The organism is Streptomyces sp. NPDC111606 (genome assembly GCF_055656945.1).
In genome coordinates this window covers 18,833-35,327 of the sequence record NZ_JBVKBY010000007.1, presented here as the reverse complement: position 1 = coordinate 35,327, position 16,495 = coordinate 18,833, and the positions used below count along the sequence as shown (strand labels likewise).

Here is a 16,495-nt window from a genome sequence, read left to right as displayed (position 1 = left end):
GTCAGTACGACTATAAAGAGGGTGGGGTGGGTGCCGCAAGCCCTGACCCGGTAATTGCTAGGCCCGCGCGCGGGAGGGCGCGAACGCCGCCACCCCCGCTCCCACGGCCGCCGCGGCCGCCGTCACCCACAGCGCCGCCCCGGCTCCGTCGATGAACGCCGCCGGCGAGCCGTAGCCGCCGTACGTCGTGAACACGGCCGCGGCGATGGCGATGCCGAAGACGCCGCCCAGCTCGCGCAGCGCGTTGTTGACGCCGGCCGCGACGCCCGCGTCGCCCAGCGGGACGGACGAGGTCACGGCGTTGGCCACGCTCGGGAACACCATGGAGATGCCGACGCCCGCGACGATCAGCGGGACGACGAGGCTGCCGTATCCGACGCCGGGTTCGACCAGCCGGGCCAGCAGCGCGAGGCCCGTCGCCTGCAGCACCAGGCCGCCCAGCATGAACGGCCGGGTGCCGAACCGGTCGGCGAGCGCTCCGGCGATCGGCGCGACCAGCAGCGGCGTGGCGTTCCAGACCAGGATCCGGACACCCGCCTCCAGCGGGGAGTAGCCGAGGCCGATCTGGAAGAGCTGCGTGATCATGAACAGGGCGCCGAGCAGCGAGGCGAAGAGGAGGAAGGCGGAGGCGTTGGCGGTCGAGAAGCCGCGCCGCCGGAAGTGGGACAGCGGCAGCATCGGATAGCGGGCCCCGTTCTTCTCCCAGCCCAGGAAAGCCGCGACGAACACGATCCCGGCGGCCAGCGCGGTCAGCACCTCGGCGCTCCCCCAGCCCGCCTCGGGCGCCCGCACCGGCGCCCAGGCCAGGCCCGTCAGGCCCACGGCCGCGAGCACCAGCCCGACCAGGTCGAGCTGGGGACGGGTGCCGTGGCTCTCGCGCAGCTTGCGGGCGGCGAGGGGGATCATGGCCAGCCCGATGGGCACGTTCAGCCAGAAGATCCACTGCCAGGACAGGCCCTCGGTGACGGCCCCGCCCAGCACCGGCCCGGCGGCCACACCGAGTCCGGTCACCCCGCCCCACAGGCCGATGGCGACGCCCCGCTTCTCGGCCGGGAACGCCTCACTGATCAGGGTCAGGGTGAGCGGCAGCAGTACGGCTGCCCCGGCGCCCTGCAGCAGGCGCGCGCCGATGAGCTGGCCGGGGCCCGAGGCGAGAGCCGCCGCGGCCGAGGCGAGCGTGAAGACGGCGAGGCCCACGACGTACATCCGCCGCCGCCCGAACCGGTCGCCCAGCGCGGCGCCGGTCAGGGTGAGACAGGCGAAGACGAGGTTGTAGGCGTTGATCGTCCACTCCAGCTCGGACAGGCTCGCCCCGAAGTCGGCCTGCAGCGCGGGCAGCGCGGTGGCGACGACCACGACGTCGAGGGAGCACAGCAGCGCGCCGAGCCCGGCGAGGGCGACCGTCCATCCGCGGCGCGGGGGCGCCTGTGCGGCGGCTGCCGGCGGGAGAGGGGCTTTCAGGGTCTCGGTCATGACGATGCCTTCCGTGAGATCACGAGGGTTCACTCACGGAAGGCAGACCGGGCTCACTCCGGAAAGGAATCGCGGCGGCCCAGGAAGGCCAGCAGCCGGACGTCGGCACGCGCGCGGGGCGGCACCTCGACCAGCGCGCCGAACCGCACGCCCCGGTCCTCCTCCGCGACCACACAGCGGGCGATGCTCAGCAGCTCGGCCGCGAGCGGGAGCGGGATGGGCCTGGGCCGGCCGCAGGCCTGAGCGACGTCCCACCCGTGCACGGCGATCTCGACGGCGCCCACGGCGGCCATCACCCGCACGTCCAGCGGCCGTTCACCGACCAGGACACGCTCCTCGGCGGGTCCGGCCGACCAGGCGCCGAGCACCGCGCACGCGCGCGTACGGAAGCCGCAGGCCCGGTCGGCACGCGGGAGCAGCCCGATCCGCCCGCCGGTCAGGCCCTCGTACAGCGCGTCCAGCGAGTCGTCGAGATGCCCGAGCAGCTCCCCGAGGTCCCACTCGGCGCAGGGCGTCGCGCGCGTCAGGCTCGCGGACCCGGACCCGGCGACGCTGCCCAGTGCATAGGCGAGCGAACGCTCCAGCAGCTCCCCGGAGTTCATGACAGCTCCTTGGGCAGCCCGAACCGGTCGAGCAGGTCCGCCGGCTCGAGGAAGGCCGTGATCCGGGCCAGGAGCCCTTTCTGCACCGTGAGCACCTGCAGGGAGTGCGCTCGCAGGACGTCGTCCTCCCCGCGGACGTACATCGCCACCGCCGGCTGCCCGTTCGCGCGCGTGCGCAACATCCGCAGGGTGCCCTTCTCGTGGACACGCACGTGCAGGAACCGCAGCACGTCCACCTTGCCGCTGTACCACTCCAGGAAGGGCGGCATCTCCAGCTCGACGCCGTCCTGGAGCAGTCCGATCAGGGATTCCAGGTCGGCGTTCTCGAAGGCGGCCACGTACCGGTCGAGCACCTCGCGGTCGGCGGCGCCCTCCGGTTCCTCGACGAGGTCCTCGTCGGGAGCCACCTCGTCGAGTCGGGCACGCGCGCGCTGGAGGCTGCTCTTCACCGCCGCCGCGGACGTGCCGAGCAGCGCGGCCACCTCGGGCGCCCGCCAGGCCAGCACGTCCCGCAGGATGAGGACGGCACGCTGGCGCGCGGGCAGATGCTGAAGGGCCGCGACCAGGGCGAGGCGCAGACTTCCCCGCGCGGCGACGACGCCCGCCGGGTCGCCCGACGCATCGGGCAGCGGCTGGAGCCACGGCACGTCCGTCACAGGGGCCCTCAGCGGCTCCTCAGGCGCCTCGGCGGGCCCGCCCAGCCCCGAGGGCAGCGGACGGCGCGCACGGCCCTCCAGCGCCGTCAGACACGTGTTGGTGGCGATCCGGTGCAGCCACGTCCGCAAGGACGCCCGGCCCTCGAAGCCGTCGTAGGACCGCCAGGCCCGCAGATAGGTCTCCTGCACCAGGTCCTCGGCCTCGTCGACCGACCCCAGCATCCGGTAGCAGTGCGCGAGCAGCTCCCGCCGGTACGGGTCGGTCAGCCGGACGAACTCGTCACGGTCCGCAGTGGTCGTACTCATCCCCGCTCCCTCCGTCACCCATACAGACCGGCGGAGCGGCGAAAACGAATCGGCCGGCCCCGGAGCACATCCGGAACCGGCCGATTCGCGCGTGGGACCGAGGTCCGGCCTACAGATCGACTTCCTTCATCAGCATGCCGACCTCGGTGTTCGACAGCCGCCGCAGCCAGCCCGACTTCTGGTCGCCGAGCGTGATCGGGCCGAAGGCGACGCGCACGAGCTTGTCGACCGGGAAGCCCGCCTCGGCGAGCATCCGGCGCACGATGTGCTTGCGGCCCTCGTGCAGGGTGACCTCGACCAGGTAGTTCTTGCCGGTCTGCTCGACGACCCGGAAGTGGTCCGCGCGTGCGTACCCGTCCTCCAGCTGGATGCCGTCCTTGAGCTGCTTGCCCAGGTCACGCGGGATCGGGCCCACGATGTGCGCGAGATAGACCTTCTTCACGCCGTACCTGGGGTGGGTCAGCCGGTGGGCCAGCTCGCCGTGGTTGGTGAGCAGGATGACGCCCTCGGTCTCGGTGTCGAGCCGCCCGACGTGGAAGAGCCGCGTCTCCCGGTTGGTGACGTAGTCACCGAGGCACTGCCGGCCCTCGTTGTCCTCCATCGTCGAGACGACACCGGCGGGCTTGTTCAGTGAGAAGAACTGGTACGACTGCGTCGCGACCGTCAGGCCGTCGACCTTGACCTCGTCCTTCTCCGTGTCGACGCGCTTGCCCTGCTCGAGGACGATCTCGCCGTTGACCTCGACCCGGGCCTGCTCGATCAGCTCCTCGCAGGCCCGCCGCGAGCCGTAGCCCGCGCGCGCGAGGACCTTCTGCAGCCGCTCGCCCTCCTGCTCGGCGCCCGGGAAGGTCTTGGGCAGCTTGACGTCCTTCTTGCCGGCGTAGCGCTCGCGGTTGCGCTCCTCGGCCCGCGCGTCGTACTCGCGGGAACTCGCCGGAGCCGTACGGCCGCGCCCGGTGCCCTGGCCCTGCTTGGGGCCGCCCTTGGCGCCGCCGCGCGCCGAGGCGCCACGCCCCGACTTCGGGCCGTCCGGGGAGGCGCCGGGGCCCACGTCGTAGCGCCGCTCCTCCGGGCGCGGCTTCTTCGGCCGGCCGCCCTGCTTGTCGTCGCGGTTGTTACCGGCGCCGCGGTAGTTACCGCGGCCACCGCTGCTTCCGCCGCGGCCGCCGCTGTTGCCACCACGGCTCCCGCCGTTGTTTCCGCTGCTGTTCCTGCCGCTGCTGCTTCGCATCAAAGTTCCGTCTGGTCGTCTACGTCGTCGGTGCCCCGGGGTGCCGGGACGCCCGGACCGTCATCGGGAGCGTCCGGGTCGAACGACGGAACGCCTTCCTGGGTCTCGGCCTCGATCGCCTCCGCCTCCGGGAGGAAGGGCGCGAGCTCCGGGAGCTCGTCCAGACCGCGCAGGCCCATCCGCTCCAGGAAGTAGTTCGTCGTCCTGTACAGGATCGCACCTGTTTCGGGTTCCGTGCCCGCCTCCTCGACCAGCCCGCGCTGCAGGAGGGTGCGCATCACACCGTCACAGTTCACTCCGCGCACGGCCGAGACCCTGCTACGGCTGACCGGCTGGCGGTACGCGACGACCGCGAGCGTCTCCAGGGCGGCCTGCGTGAGCCGGGCCGTCTGGCCGTCGAGCACGAGCCGTTCGACGGCGGCCGCGTACTCGGCGCGGGTGTAGAAACGCCAGCCGCCGGCCACGAACCGCAGCTCGAAGCCTCGCTTCTGCACGGCGTACTCGTCGGCCAGCTCCCGCAGGGCGTCGGCGATCTGCCGACGGGGCCGCTCCAGGAGCTTCGCGAGGCGCTCCTCGGTCGCGGGCTCGTCCACGACCATGAGCATCGCCTCCAGAGCGGGCTTCAGGTCGAGGTCCGCGACGCCGCGCAGTCCGGCCGGAAGCTCGGTGGTCTCCTCACTCACGCCTTCTTCTCCTCCTTGGGCAGCTCGGGCGGGCGGTCGAACTCGTCGGTCACCAGGGGCGCCTCGTCCCCCTCCCCACCGGTCCACCGCACGATGAGCTCACCGAGAGCGATCTCCTGGTCGAGGGCGACGGCCTTCTCGCGATAAAGCTCCAGCAGAGCCAGGAATCGCGCCACGACGGTGAGGGTGTCGTCGGTGTCCTCGACCAGGGAACGGAAGCTGGCCTCGCCGAACTCCTTCAGCCGCGCGACGACGATCCCGGCCTGCTCCTGCACGCTGACGAGCGGCGCGTGGATGTGATCGACGTACACCTGGGGCTTGGGCTTGGGCTGCATCGCCTTGACCGCGAGCCTGGCGAAACCTTCCGCCCCGATGCTGATGACGACCTCGGGCAACAGCTCGGCGTGATGCGGCTCCAGCCCGACGGTCCGCGGATAGCGCCGGGCCTCGTCGTCCAGCCGCCGGCTGAAGATGTCGGCGATCTGCTTGTACGCCCGGTACTGCAGCAGCCGCGCGAACAGCAGATCCCTGGCTTCCAGCAACGCGAGATCTGCCTCGTCCTCCACCTCGGCGGCGGGCAGCAGCCGCGCCGCCTTGAGGTCGAGCAAAGTCGCCGCGACGACAAGGAACTCGGTCGTCTCGTCGAGATCCCAGTCGGGCCCCATCGCCTTGATGTGCCCCATGAACTCGTCGGTCACCTTGGACAACGCGACTTCGGTGACATCGAGCTTGTGCTTGGAGATCAGCTGGAGAAGGAGGTCGAAGGGGCCCTCGAAGTTGGAGAGGCGGACCTTGAAGACACCGTCGCCGGGTTCTCGGGGGTCGGAGGCCGCTTCCGCAGGCGCAGGTTCGGCAGCGGTCGGCACGTGGTCATCGCCGCCGCCGTCGTGCCCACCGGTGGGATCCGAAGTCTCAACCTCAGGCGGGGACTCGCTCTCCGCCTGAGGCGGAACAGGCACCGCCTCCTCGGGAGGCAGCAGTACCGGCTCGACGGGCGGAGCCACAGGTGCCGCGCCCGGCCCCCGCCCCAGCGCACGCCGCCGCCCGCCGGAGGCACCGGCGGCGGGGGCGGGAACGTCGTTCGAGGTCATAGCCCCCGCAGGCTACCGCTACCGCCCGCGAAGCCGTCGTACCAGGATGCTGGCGTCTCCCCGGCTCTCCAGATCCGCGAGCACCACGGCCACCGCCTCGCGGACGATCCGCCCGCGGTCGACGGCCAGCCCGTGCTCACCGCGGAGCACCAGACGGGCGTGCTCCAGATCCATGAGCTCCTCGGCGGAGACGTACACGGTGATCTTCTCGTCGTGCCGCTCGCGACCACTGGGCCGACGCGAGGCCTGCCGTCCACGCTTGCGCGGCGCGGCGGAGGCGGCGGCAGCCGCACCGGACGCGGCAGAGCCGCCGACGGAATTCGCGGACGCCCCGGCAGAACCTTCCTGCGCCCCCTGCCGCCGAGCGGAGCGCTCCGCGGATGCGGCCCGGCTGCGCGACTCGCCGGCGTCGACGGACTCGGCGTCTGCCGCCACATGCTCTGCGCCGTCACCGTCGCCGCCCTGCGCGGGCACCGACTGCGGCACGTCCTCAGCGGCGGCGTTGTCGCTCTCCCCCGCGGGAGCCGGCACCCGGGCCTCGCCGTTGGCCGGGCGCCGGGGAGTGGACGGCTGGAGCGCCATACCCCCTGTCGTACGGAACAGTTCGTCGGCCCCCGGCAGACTCACTCGGCGTGACACCGGGCGAGCACCTCCCTGGCGAGCTGACGATAGGCGGCGGCGCCGACGGAGTTGGAGGCGTACGTGGTGATCGGCTCACCGGCGACCGTGGTCTCCGGGAAGCGGACCGTGCGCCCGATGACCGTGTGGTAGACGTGATCGTCGAACGCCTCGACCACCCGGGCCAGGACCTCGCGGCTGTGGACCGTGCGCGAGTCGTACATCGTGGCCAGGATCCCGTCGAGCTCCAGCTCCGGGTTGAGCCGCTCCTGGACCTTCTCGATGGTCTCCGTCAGCAGTGCGACGCCGCGCAGGGCGAAGAACTCGCACTCCAGGGGCACGATCACCTTGTGGGCTGCTGTCAGCGCGTTCACCGTGAGCAGGCCCAGCGAGGGCTGGCAGTCGATCACGATGAAGTCGTAGTCCGGCAGCAGCGGCTTGAGGGCGCGCTGGAGTGTCGACTCGCGCGCGACCTCGCTCACCAGCTGGACCTCGGCGGCCGACAGGTCGATGTTGCTCGGGAGCAGGTCCATGTTCGGGACCGCTGTCTTCAGGAGCACCTCGTCGGCCGACATGCCCCGCTCCATGAGCAGGTTGTAGACCGTGAGGTCGAGCTCCATCGGATTGACGCCGAGGCCGACCGAGAGCGCGCCCTGAGGGTCGAAGTCGACGAGCAGGACCCGGCGTCCGTATTCCGCGAGCGCGGCACCCAGGTTGATGGTCGACGTCGTCTTGCCGACGCCGCCCTTCTGGTTGCACATCGCGATGATCTTCGCGGGGCCGTGGTCGGTCAGCGGACCCGGGATCGGGAAGTACGGCAGCGGACGCCCGGTCGGGCCGACGCGCTCGCGGCGCTGCCGGGCAGCGTCGGGCGCGAGCGTGGCCGCGTACTCGGGGTCTGGCTCGTACTCCGCGTCGGGGTCGTAGAAGTGCCCGTCGGGCAGTTCGTCGTAGGCGGCGAGTTGGTTGTGGGGCGCGCCACTTCCGTCGCCGGCCATGGCGTTCACGTGATGGCCATCCATGCTCTGGTGTGCTGTCTGAGTCACCCCTGTGCTCCGGTGACCCTGATGGGCTGCGAAGGTGCGCACCGCAACGGAGCCGACAGCCTCGAATCCCGCGGGACCCTGGTCCCGTACCGGCATTCCTGGTTGACCACCCCCGGGAGAAAATGTCGACTCATTCACAAGTCGTCTTACCTCCTTGGTGACCAGGAAACTTCTAGACAGGTCAGCGTTGCACCATGCTGACGGTTGGCGACTCTATGGCGTGTCGGTGGTCCGCAGCAACACAATCCGCCGGACCGAGCAGATGTGTCGACAATGAAACATCCCGCTGTCAAGGGCGTACGGCCGTCGCACAGCAGGTTTCACGGGTGTGCGAATCGGTCGAAGGGTTGCGTTCGAGGCGAGTTGACCGAGAGTCGCAAAGTGACCATACACACATCCGGCCGGACCTTTTCGGGCAAGGTCCGGCCGGGTGCGTGCGGTTGACGACCTGTGTTGACGTATCGCCTTTACCAGAAAGTGACTTAGCCGATCGGCTCAGCCGAGCAGCGAGGCGAGCTCCACGTGCTCCAGGCCGTGCGCCTCCGCGACCTGCCGGTAAACCACCTTGCCGTCATGCGTGTTGAGGCCCCTGGCCAGCGCGGGGTCACGGCGCAGCGCCTCGACCCAGCCGTGGTTGGCCAGTTCGATGATGTACGGCAGCGTGGCGTTGGTCAGCGCGTAGGTGGAGGTGTTGGGCACCGCGCCGGGCATGTTGGCGACGCAGTAGAAGACCGAGTTGTGGACCGGGAAGGTCGGCTCGGCGTGCGTGGTGGGACGCGAGTCCTCGAAGCAGCCGCCCTGGTCGATCGCGATGTCGACAAGAACACTTCCGGGCTTCATCCGGGACACCAGCTCGTTGGTGACGAGCTTCGGGGCCTTGGCGCCCGGGATGAGGACGGCGCCGATGACGAGGTCGGCCTCGAGGCAGGCCTTCTCCAGCTCGAAGGCGTTGGAGACGACGGTCTGGATCTTCGTGCCGAAGACCTTGTCCGCCTCCTTGAGCTTGTTGATGTCCTTGTCGAGCAGGGTCACGTGGAAGCCCATGCCGATGGCGATCTGCGCGGCGTTCCAGCCGGAGACCCCGCCGCCGATGACGACGGCCCGGCCGGCCAGCACGCCGGGGACACCGCCGGGCAGGACACCGCGGCCGCCGTTCGCGGCCATCAGGTGGTAGGCGCCGACCTGCGGGGCGAGGCGGCCCGCGACCTCGGACATGGGGGCGAGCAGCGGCAGGGCCCGGGTGGGCAGCTCGACCGTCTCGTAGGCGATCGCGGTGGTGCCGGACTCGATGAGCGCGTCCGTGCACTCCTTGGAGGCGGCCAGGTGCAGGTAGGTGAAGAGCGTCTGGTCCTTGCGGAGGCGGTGGTACTCCTCGGCGATGGGCTCCTTGACCTTCAGCAGCAGGTCGGCGGCGGCCCACACCTCGTCGGCGGTCGGGAGGATCTGGGCGCCTGCGGAGACGTACTCGCTGTCCGGGATCGACGAGCCGACACCGGCGCCCTGCTCGATGACGACCTGGTGGCCGTGGCGCACCAGCTCGTGCACGCCTGCGGGGGTGATGGCCACCCGGAACTCGTTGTTCTTGACCTCGCGGGGGATGCCGACCTTCACGTCGATCACGGTCCTTGGCTCAGAGGGTGTGGGGCATTACAAGACATACCCGGGTATGCGGGGGCACACCGGGAGACACCGCGAAGAAGGTGCGGCAGAGCCAGTCTAATGAAGGCGTTCTCGCTGTCTAGCCTTTCATTGCATCAATCTTCTGCGGATGCACTACGGATTTCGCAGGCGTTTGCGGCCTGCTCCGACTCGAAACCCTCTTGTCCGGGCTCAGAGGCGGCCGCATCGGAGTCCTCAGGCTCCTCTCCCAGCATCCGCTCGGCGGCGCCTCGGTGCAGCTGCGCCGCCGCGGGATCGCCGAGGTGCTCCAGCGTGTCGGCGAGCCGCAGATGCAGAGCGCCCTGCAGCCGTACGTCCTCGGCGCGCCGCGCCCACTCCACCGCCTCCTGGCAGGTGCGCAGCGATTCCTCGGGGCGGCCGGCGTACTCCTGGACCCGCGCCAGCTCGCTCAACGCCCGGGCGTGACCGGCGACATCGCCGTTCTTGCGGTGCCCGGTGACCGCCGACCGCCAGTTGCGCAGCGCGTCGCCGTACCGGCCCGCGTAGGTGTGCGCCTCGGCGATACGGCCGTGCAGCCGGGCGGCGTCCGCCCGCTCGCCGCGGGCCAGCCGCTCGGCCAGCGCGCGGCCGAACCAGTCGGCGGCCCGGTCGTAGTCCCCGAGCTCCAGATGGGCGCCGCCTACGGATTCCATCGCGCGGCCGGTCGCATACGGGTCATTTGCTTCCCACCCGGCATCCAGCGCGGCCCGGAACCGCACCAGCGCCTCCCGGGTTCGTCCCGTCCGGGCGTCGAGATCGCCGAGGTTCAGCAGGGCCGCGGCCTTCTCGCGGGGCAGCCGGCGGCGCTCGGCCACGTCGAGGACCAGGCCGTGGATGTCGTACAGGTCACCGGCGGCCGCCTGGGCGCCGAAGTGGGCGGCCATCGCCCTGACCAGCTGGGACATCAGGCGCCTTGCGAGCGTGTCCAGCTCCCCGTCGGCGACCGCGGCCCGGGCCGCGGCCAGCAGGGCGGGCCTGCGGATACCGAGCCACTCGGCGGCTGCCCGGGGGTTGGGGAAGCGCAGGGCGCGAGGCATGCCGAGGAGCTTCTGCCGGGTCTCGGGGTTGTCGGTCTCGGTGATCGCGCGGCAGGACTGCAGCAGCCGTACGGTCCGCTCCAGCATCCGGGCGCGGGCGAGCTGCAGCTCGGCGGGGCGGTCCTGGGTCTCGGTGAGGGCCCGCAGTAGCCGGTGCAGACAGGCCGGGACCTCGTACTGCGGCAGCGGCGAGTCCACGGTCTGCAGCAGGCCGAGGGCGACCAGGTCGTCCAGGGTGGCGCGGGCCCCGTCCACCGAGGAGCCGGCGAGCGCGGAGGCGGTGTGCGGGTCGACGAGGCCGCCGGGGGCCAGCGAGAGCAGCCGCAGTATCCGGGCGGCCGGGGTCGGCAGCCCCGCGTAGGCGAGCCGGAAGACCCTGCCGAGCGGTGTGCCGTCCTCGCCCTCGGCGTGCAGCTGCTTGGCGAGGTCGGCGACGGCCGCCTTGGGCCGGGCCGCGAGCCAGCCGCCGGCCAGCATCAGGGCGGCCGGCTGGCCCTGGCACACCTCCACCAGGTCCTCGGCGGCCCGCGGGTCGACCGTGATGCGCACCGAGCCGGCGTGCCGGGACAGCAGCTCCACGGCCGACTTGGTGTCGAGGCCGCCGAGCGTGCAGGGCCGTACGTCCGAGATCCCGGTCAGCGGGCCTCCGGAGACCGCGACGGCCAGGCACTCCGGGGTGTCCGGCAGCAGGGCGTCGACCTGCTCGGCGCGGGCCGCGTCGTCGAGCAGCAGCAGGACCCGGCGGTCGGCCAGGGTGTCGCGGAGCACCGCCGTGAGGTCGTCCTCGGCGGCGCCGGCCGGTGCCGGCCGGTCCAGGGCGGTGAGCAGCTCGCGGGCGGTGCGCTCGACGGGGACGGGGGTGCCGTCGGGCTCGCTCAGGCGGGCCCGCAGCACGCCGTCGCCGTAACGGTCCGCCACCTGCCGTACCAGCTCCTCGGCGAGCGCCGTACGTCCCGAGCCGGGGCGGCCCGCGATGAGCAGTACGCGCGCGCGTGGTGCCTTGCGGCCGGAGAGGGTGTCGAGGCCCGCGCGCTCGATGTCGGCGAGGAGTTCCTTCAACTCGCGTGTACGGCCCAGGAATTGGCGCCCGGCGGGGGCCTGCGGCAACGCCTGCACGCCGCCTGTGTCCACGACCTGATCCGTCACGGGCCACACTCCCGTCCCACGCACGCGCAAGCCCGCCGGGACTCCGGTTCGGGCGTAATCAGAGCCTAGTTCACGCTCTGCTACGTTCCGGGCGGAGCGTGGCGGGCACGGCGAGGACGTCCCTCGATCGGATCAGCCGATCTTCACACCGATGGCGGGGCGGTTTTCGTTCGGGACGCGCAGTCCTGTTGGTTCAGGACTCGAAGGGGCGCGCCGGCCAGGGCGCCTCCGCCGGGCGCAGCGCGTCGAGCCCGTCGCCGTTACGCGCGGCGACCAGCGACAGCACGCCCACGACGAGGCAGTTGTTGTGCACCTCGCCCGCGAGCACGCCCCGGACCAGCTCGTCGACCGGCACGCGCGCGTGCTCCATGTCGGCCTCCTCGTCCTCCACCTCGAAGCGCTCGCCCTCGGCCTCGGACAGATCACGGGCGAGGAAGATCCGTACGGCCTCGTCGCAGCCGCCGGGGGTGGTGTAGACGTCGGTCAGCACCCGCCAGTCCCCGGCCTTGACGTGGGCCTCCTCGTACAGCTCGCGCTGGGCGGCGTGCAGCGGGTTCTCACCGGGGATGTCGAGCAGGCCGGCCGGGATCTCCCAGAGCTTCTGCCGCACCGGGTGGCGGTACTGCTTGATGAGCAGGACACGGTCCTCGGTGTCCAGGGCGAGGACGGCCACGGAGCCCGGGTGGACCTGGTAGTCGCGGCGGACGACCGAGCCGTCGGGCATGACCACGTCGTCCGTGCGGACGGAGGTCTTGTTGCCCACGAAGGGGGTGTCCGTGGCCCGGATCTCCCACTCCTGCGGGGTGTCCTTGATCGTCATGCCCTGCCCTTCCACACGCTTTCAAAAAGAACCCGCCAAAGAAAACCGGGGTGCGCACCTTTGAAGGTTTGCACCCCGGCCACCGTACAACTGGTGTGTTACTTCGAATTCTTGCGCTCGACCGAGGCCTTCACGAGCCCGGCGAACAGCGGGTGCGGGCGCGTCGGTCGCGAGCGCAGCTCCGGGTGGGCCTGCGTGGCCACCAGGTAGGGGTGGACCTCGCGCGGGTACTCCACGTACTCGACGAGCTTGCCGTCGGGCGACGTGCCGGAGAACAGGATGCCCGCCTTCTTCTCCAGCTCAGCCCGGTAGGCGTTGTTCACCTCGTAGCGGTGACGGTGCCGCTCCTCGACGTACTCCTTGCCGTCGTACACCTCGCGCACGATCGAGCCCTCGGCCAGCTTGGCCGGGTACATGCCGAGGCGCATGGTGCCGCCCATGTCACCCTCACCGGCGACGATGTCGAGCTGCTCGGCCATCGTCGAGATGACGGGGTGGGAGGTGGCCGGGTCGAACTCGGTGGAGTTGGCGTCGCCGATGTCGGCGAGGTTGCGGGCCGCCTCGACCACGATGCACTGCAGACCCAGGCACAGGCCGAGCAGCGGGATCTTGTTCTCGCGGGCGTACTTGATGGCGCCGACCTTGCCGAGCACGCCGCGGTCGCCGAAGCCACCGGGGATGCAGATGCCGTCCACGTCGGCGAGCTGCTGCTTGGCGCCGGCCGGGGTCTTGCAGTCGTCGGACGTGACCCACTTGATCTTCACGCGGGCCTTGTTGGCGAAGCCGCCGGCGCGCAGCGCCTCGGTCACCGACAGGTAGGCGTCGGGCAGGTCGATGTACTTGCCGACCAGCGCGAGGGTGATCTCGTGGTCGGGGTTGTGGACGCGGTCGAGCAGATCGTCCCAGGTCGTCCAGTCCACGTCACGGAACGGCAGGTCCAGCTTTCGGACGACATAGGCGTCCAGGCCCTCGCCGTGCACGGTCTTCGGAATGTCGTAGATGGAGCGGGCGTCGGGGCAGGCCACCACGGCCGCCTCGTCGACGTCGCACATCAGCGAGATCTTGCGCTTGATCGCGGTCGGCACCTCACGGTCGCAGCGCAGGACGATCGCGTCTGGCTGGATACCGATGTTCCGCAGAGCCGCAACCGAGTGCTGGGTCGGCTTCGTCTTCAGCTCCCCCGAGGGGCCGATGTACGGCAGGAGCGAGATGTGGACGACGAAGACGTTGTCACGACCGACCTCGTGACGGACCTGGCGGACAGTCTCCAGGAACGGCAGCGACTCGATGTCGCCGACCGTGCCGCCGACCTCCGTGATCACGACGTCGACCTCGTCCGTCGCCATGCGGCGGATGCGGTGCTTGATCTCGTTGGTGATGTGCGGGATGACCTGCACGGTGTCGCCGAGGTACTCGCCGCGTCGCTCCTTGGCGATCACGGTCGAGTACACCTGGCCGGTGGTGACGTTCGCGGATCCGTCCAGGTCACGGTCGAGGAACCGCTCGTAGTGGCCGATGTCCAGGTCGGTCTCGGCGCCGTCGTTGGTGACGAACACCTCGCCGTGCTGGAAGGGGTTCATCGTGCCAGGGTCGACATTGAGGTACGGGTCCAGCTTCTGCATGACCACCCGCAGGCCCCGTGCCTTCAGCAGCATGCCGAGGCTGGAGGCCGTCAGGCCCTTGCCGAGCGAGGAGGCGACACCCCCGGTGACGAAGATGTGCTTGGTCGTCGTGGCTGCGTTGTGTCGAAAAGCAGCGGGCGGCATGGCCAAGAGGGGGCTCCCGTGGTCGCGATCTTGAAGTGCGGTTCGGGGGTCTCTGACGCCCACCGGTCCACGGGCTACCAGGGTATCAGCGACCGAGACCGATGGCTTCCGGCCACGCTCCGCACACGAGTCACCACGAACCTGCACAGGTATCGCGGTTTCTCACCCGTTGCTCACCCGTTCGGCCGACCCGGGTTGTCCGGAGCGGCACGCAGATCATCTACGTGCGTCGTATCCTGCTCGGACATTCGCTGCCGAGCCCGGCCGGCAACACGGCACCACCCCTCGCCCGTAACCACCGGAACAACGAGAGCTCGTCAGTTCGTTGAGCAGAGATTGTCGAGAAGCGACTGTCGTTTTGCCTCACGGCGCAGACGGCTGCTTTGCTTCACCGCTCGACGACGCATTACAACCACCCCTTGACCGCACTAAGCGAGAGCCCCCTTGGCAGAGAAGGGGGTGACGTGGCCGTTCGACTGGAGTTGCACGTGGCCGGGCGCATCGAAGACTACGCACTCATCGGAGACATGCAGACCGCAGCACTGGTCTGCCGGGACGGCACAGTCGACTGGCTGTGCCTGCCCCGCTTCGACTCGCATGCCATCTTCGCCGGCCTGCTGGGCACCGAAGAACACGGTTTCTGGCGGCTCGGTCCTGCTCACGCGTCCGACGCCGAACCGCCCACCGCGGCCCGGCGCAGCTACCGCGGCGACTCGCTGATCCTGGAGTCCGAGTGGGACACGCCGCGCGGCACGGTCCGGGTGATCGATTTCATGCCCCCGCGTGACGGGGCGCCCCAGCTGATCCGGATCGTGGAGGGCGTCTCGGGCCGGGTGCCGATGCGCTCGGCGCTGCGGATGCGTTTCTCGTACGGCCGGGTCGTGCCGTGGGTGCACAAGCACGAGGGCCGTACGGTGGCCGTCGCCGGTCCGGACTCCGTGTGGTTCGACACGGAGGCCGAGACGTACGGCAAGTCGCTGACGACGTACTCGGACTTCACGGTCGCCCCGGGTGAGCGGATCGCGTTCACCATCTCCTGGGAGCCCTCGCACAAGCAGCCACCCGCGCTGCCGGAGCCGGAGCAGTCCCTGGAGGCGACCGAGGACTTCTGGCGGGAGTGGGTCGAGCACTGTACGTACCACGGCCCGTACCGCGAGGCGGTGGTCCGCTCGCTGATCACGCTGAAGGCGCTGACGTACGCCCCCACGGGCGGCATCGTCGCCGCCCCGACGACCTCCCTGCCCGAGGACATCGGCGGCGTCCGCAACTGGGACTACCGCTACACCTGGCTGCGCGACGCGGCCATCACGCTGTCCTCGCTGCTGCGCACCGGCTACCGCGAGGAGGCCCGCGCCTGGCGGGAGTGGCTGCTGCGGGCGGTCGCGGGCGACCCGGAGAACCTGCAGATCATGTACGGCATCGCCGGCGAGCGCGAGCTGGGCGAGGCCGAACTGGACTGGCTGCCCGGCTACGAGAACTCCGCGCCGGTCCGGGTCGGCAACGGCGCCGCGCACCAGCTCCAGCTGGACGTCTACGGCGAGGTCACCGAGGCCCTGCACCTGGCGCACATGACGGGCCTGGCCCGCAACGACTACGCCTCCCTGCTCCAGCTGAAGCTGATCCGCTACCTGGAGGACCACTGGCAGGAGCCGGACGAGGGCATCTGGGAGGTGCGCGGCCCGCGCCGCCACTTCGTGCACTCCAAGGTGATGGCCTGGGTCGCCGTCGACCGCACGATCAAGCTGATCGAGTCCGGCGACGCGGACGGCCCGCTGGAGCGCTGGAAGGAACTGCGCGACGAGATCCACCGGGACGTGTGCGAGAAGGGCTACGACAAGGAGCGCAACACGTTCACGCAGTCGTACGGCTCGAAGGAGCTGGACGCCTCCCTGCTGCTGATCCCGCAGATGGGCTTCCTGCCGCCGGACGACAAGCGTGTCATCGGGACCATCGAGGCGATCCAGCGCGAGCTGTCGACCTCGGACGGCTTCATCCTGCGCTACCCGACGCAGGGCGAGGACGAGGGCGTCGACGGCCTGCCCGGTGACGAGGGCGCCTTCCTCGCCTGCTCGTTCTGGATGGCGGACGACCTGGCGATGATCGGCCGCGTCGACGAGGCCCGCAAGCTGTTCGAGAAGCTGCTGTCGCTGCGCAACGACCTCGGTCTGCTGGCCGAGGAGTGGGACCCGCACCTGCAGCGCCAGGTCGGCAACTTCCCGCAGGCCTTCAGCCACGTCCCGCTGATCGACACCGCGCTGCGGCTGACGGCGTCCGGGGCGTACGGCGGCTGAACAGGACTGCCGTTACGCGCCCGCCTAGGCTGGGAATCAGCGACTGCCCCGGCAACGGAAGGGGGCGGCC

13 protein-coding genes are annotated in these 16,495 nt (G+C 70.7%); 1 reads left to right on the top strand and 12 read right to left on the bottom strand.

Annotated elements, in window-relative coordinates; all coding sequences use genetic code 11:
* Window positions 1-57: 57 nt before the first annotated feature.
* The 12 genes from ACZ7M7_RS24560 to ACZ7M7_RS24505 form a co-directional block, all read right to left on the bottom strand.
* A complete protein-coding gene (locus ACZ7M7_RS24560) occupies window positions 58-1,473 on the bottom strand; it encodes an MFS transporter (RefSeq protein WP_472120305.1) in 1,416 nt (471 codons plus the stop codon).
* Window positions 1,474-1,526: 53 nt separating this feature from the next.
* A complete protein-coding gene (locus tag ACZ7M7_RS24555) occupies window positions 1,527-2,075 on the bottom strand; it encodes a TIGR03086 family metal-binding protein (protein ID WP_383615360.1) in 549 nt (182 codons plus the stop codon).
* A complete protein-coding gene (locus tag ACZ7M7_RS24550) occupies window positions 2,072-3,037 on the bottom strand; it encodes a sigma-70 family RNA polymerase sigma factor (RefSeq protein ID WP_472120303.1) in 966 nt (321 codons plus the stop codon). The genes ACZ7M7_RS24555 and ACZ7M7_RS24550 overlap by 4 nt, the downstream gene beginning before the upstream one ends.
* 109 nt (window positions 3,038-3,146) lie before the next feature.
* Entirely contained in the window at window positions 3,147-4,268 is a 1,122-nt protein-coding gene (locus ACZ7M7_RS24545) for a pseudouridine synthase (RefSeq protein WP_383615354.1), read from the bottom strand.
* Window positions 4,268-4,951 (bottom strand): SMC-Scp complex subunit ScpB, encoded by a 684-nt coding sequence (scpB, locus tag ACZ7M7_RS24540; RefSeq protein ID WP_383615351.1) that lies wholly within the window; start codon window positions 4,949-4,951, stop codon window positions 4,268-4,270. Before scpB ends, ACZ7M7_RS24545 begins: the two co-directional genes overlap by 1 nt.
* Window positions 4,948-6,042 carry a segregation and condensation protein A gene (locus ACZ7M7_RS24535; protein ID WP_472120301.1) on the bottom strand — a complete coding sequence of 365 codons (1,095 nt, stop codon included), beginning with the start codon at window positions 6,040-6,042 and terminating at the stop codon, window positions 4,948-4,950. Before ACZ7M7_RS24535 ends, scpB begins: the two co-directional genes overlap by 4 nt.
* 18 nt (window positions 6,043-6,060) lie before the next feature.
* Window positions 6,061-6,681 (bottom strand): hypothetical protein, encoded by a 621-nt coding sequence (locus tag ACZ7M7_RS24530; RefSeq protein ID WP_383615345.1) that lies wholly within the window; start codon window positions 6,679-6,681, stop codon window positions 6,061-6,063.
* Complete coding sequence (locus ACZ7M7_RS24525) at window positions 6,666-7,802, bottom strand: ParA family protein (protein ID WP_328428706.1); 1,137 nt, start codon at window positions 7,800-7,802, stop codon at window positions 6,666-6,668. The genes ACZ7M7_RS24530 and ACZ7M7_RS24525 overlap by 16 nt, the downstream gene beginning before the upstream one ends.
* Window positions 7,803-8,201: 399 nt before the next feature.
* Entirely contained in the window at window positions 8,202-9,326 is a 1,125-nt protein-coding gene (ald, locus tag ACZ7M7_RS24520) for an alanine dehydrogenase (protein ID WP_383615342.1), read from the bottom strand.
* Between the two features lie 134 nt (window positions 9,327-9,460).
* Complete coding sequence (locus ACZ7M7_RS24515; RefSeq protein WP_472120298.1) at window positions 9,461-11,548, bottom strand: tetratricopeptide repeat protein; 2,088 nt, start codon at window positions 11,546-11,548, stop codon at window positions 9,461-9,463.
* A 193-nt stretch (window positions 11,549-11,741) separates the two neighbouring features.
* A complete protein-coding gene (locus ACZ7M7_RS24510; RefSeq protein ID WP_383615336.1) occupies window positions 11,742-12,368 on the bottom strand; it encodes an NUDIX domain-containing protein in 627 nt (208 codons plus the stop codon).
* Between the two features lie 98 nt (window positions 12,369-12,466).
* Window positions 12,467-14,134 (bottom strand): CTP synthase, encoded by a 1,668-nt coding sequence (locus ACZ7M7_RS24505; protein ID WP_369276133.1) that lies wholly within the window; start codon window positions 14,132-14,134, stop codon window positions 12,467-12,469.
* A 488-nt stretch (window positions 14,135-14,622) separates the two neighbouring features.
* Here ACZ7M7_RS24505 and ACZ7M7_RS24500 point away from each other — a divergent pair, with 488 nt between their 5' ends.
* Entirely contained in the window at window positions 14,623-16,425 is a 1,803-nt protein-coding gene (locus ACZ7M7_RS24500) for a glycoside hydrolase family 15 protein (protein ID WP_472120775.1), read from the top strand.
* Window positions 16,426-16,495: the final 70 nt, after the last annotated feature.

Excerpts from the sequence above, each read along its gene's own strand:
- ACZ7M7_RS24535 (WP_472120301.1), bottom strand. The coding sequence starts at position 6,042 with ATGACCTCGAACGACGTTCCCGCCCCCGCCGCCGGTGCCTCCGGCGGG.
- ACZ7M7_RS24505 (WP_369276133.1), bottom strand. The coding sequence starts at position 14,134 with ATGCCGCCCGCTGCTTTTCGACACAACGCAGCCACGACGACCAAGCAC.
- ACZ7M7_RS24560 (WP_472120305.1), bottom strand. The coding sequence starts at position 1,473 with ATGACCGAGACCCTGAAAGCCCCTCTCCCGCCGGCAGCCGCCGCACAG.
- ACZ7M7_RS24555 (WP_383615360.1), bottom strand. The coding sequence starts at position 2,075 with ATGAACTCCGGGGAGCTGCTGGAGCGTTCGCTCGCCTATGCACTGGGC.
- ACZ7M7_RS24525 (WP_328428706.1), bottom strand. The coding sequence starts at position 7,802 with ATGCCGGTACGGGACCAGGGTCCCGCGGGATTCGAGGCTGTCGGCTCC.
- ACZ7M7_RS24510 (WP_383615336.1), bottom strand. The coding sequence starts at position 12,368 with ATGACGATCAAGGACACCCCGCAGGAGTGGGAGATCCGGGCCACGGAC.
- ACZ7M7_RS24545 (WP_383615354.1), bottom strand. The coding sequence starts at position 4,268 with ATGCGAAGCAGCAGCGGCAGGAACAGCAGCGGAAACAACGGCGGGAGC.
- ACZ7M7_RS24550 (WP_472120303.1), bottom strand. The coding sequence starts at position 3,037 with ATGAGTACGACCACTGCGGACCGTGACGAGTTCGTCCGGCTGACCGAC.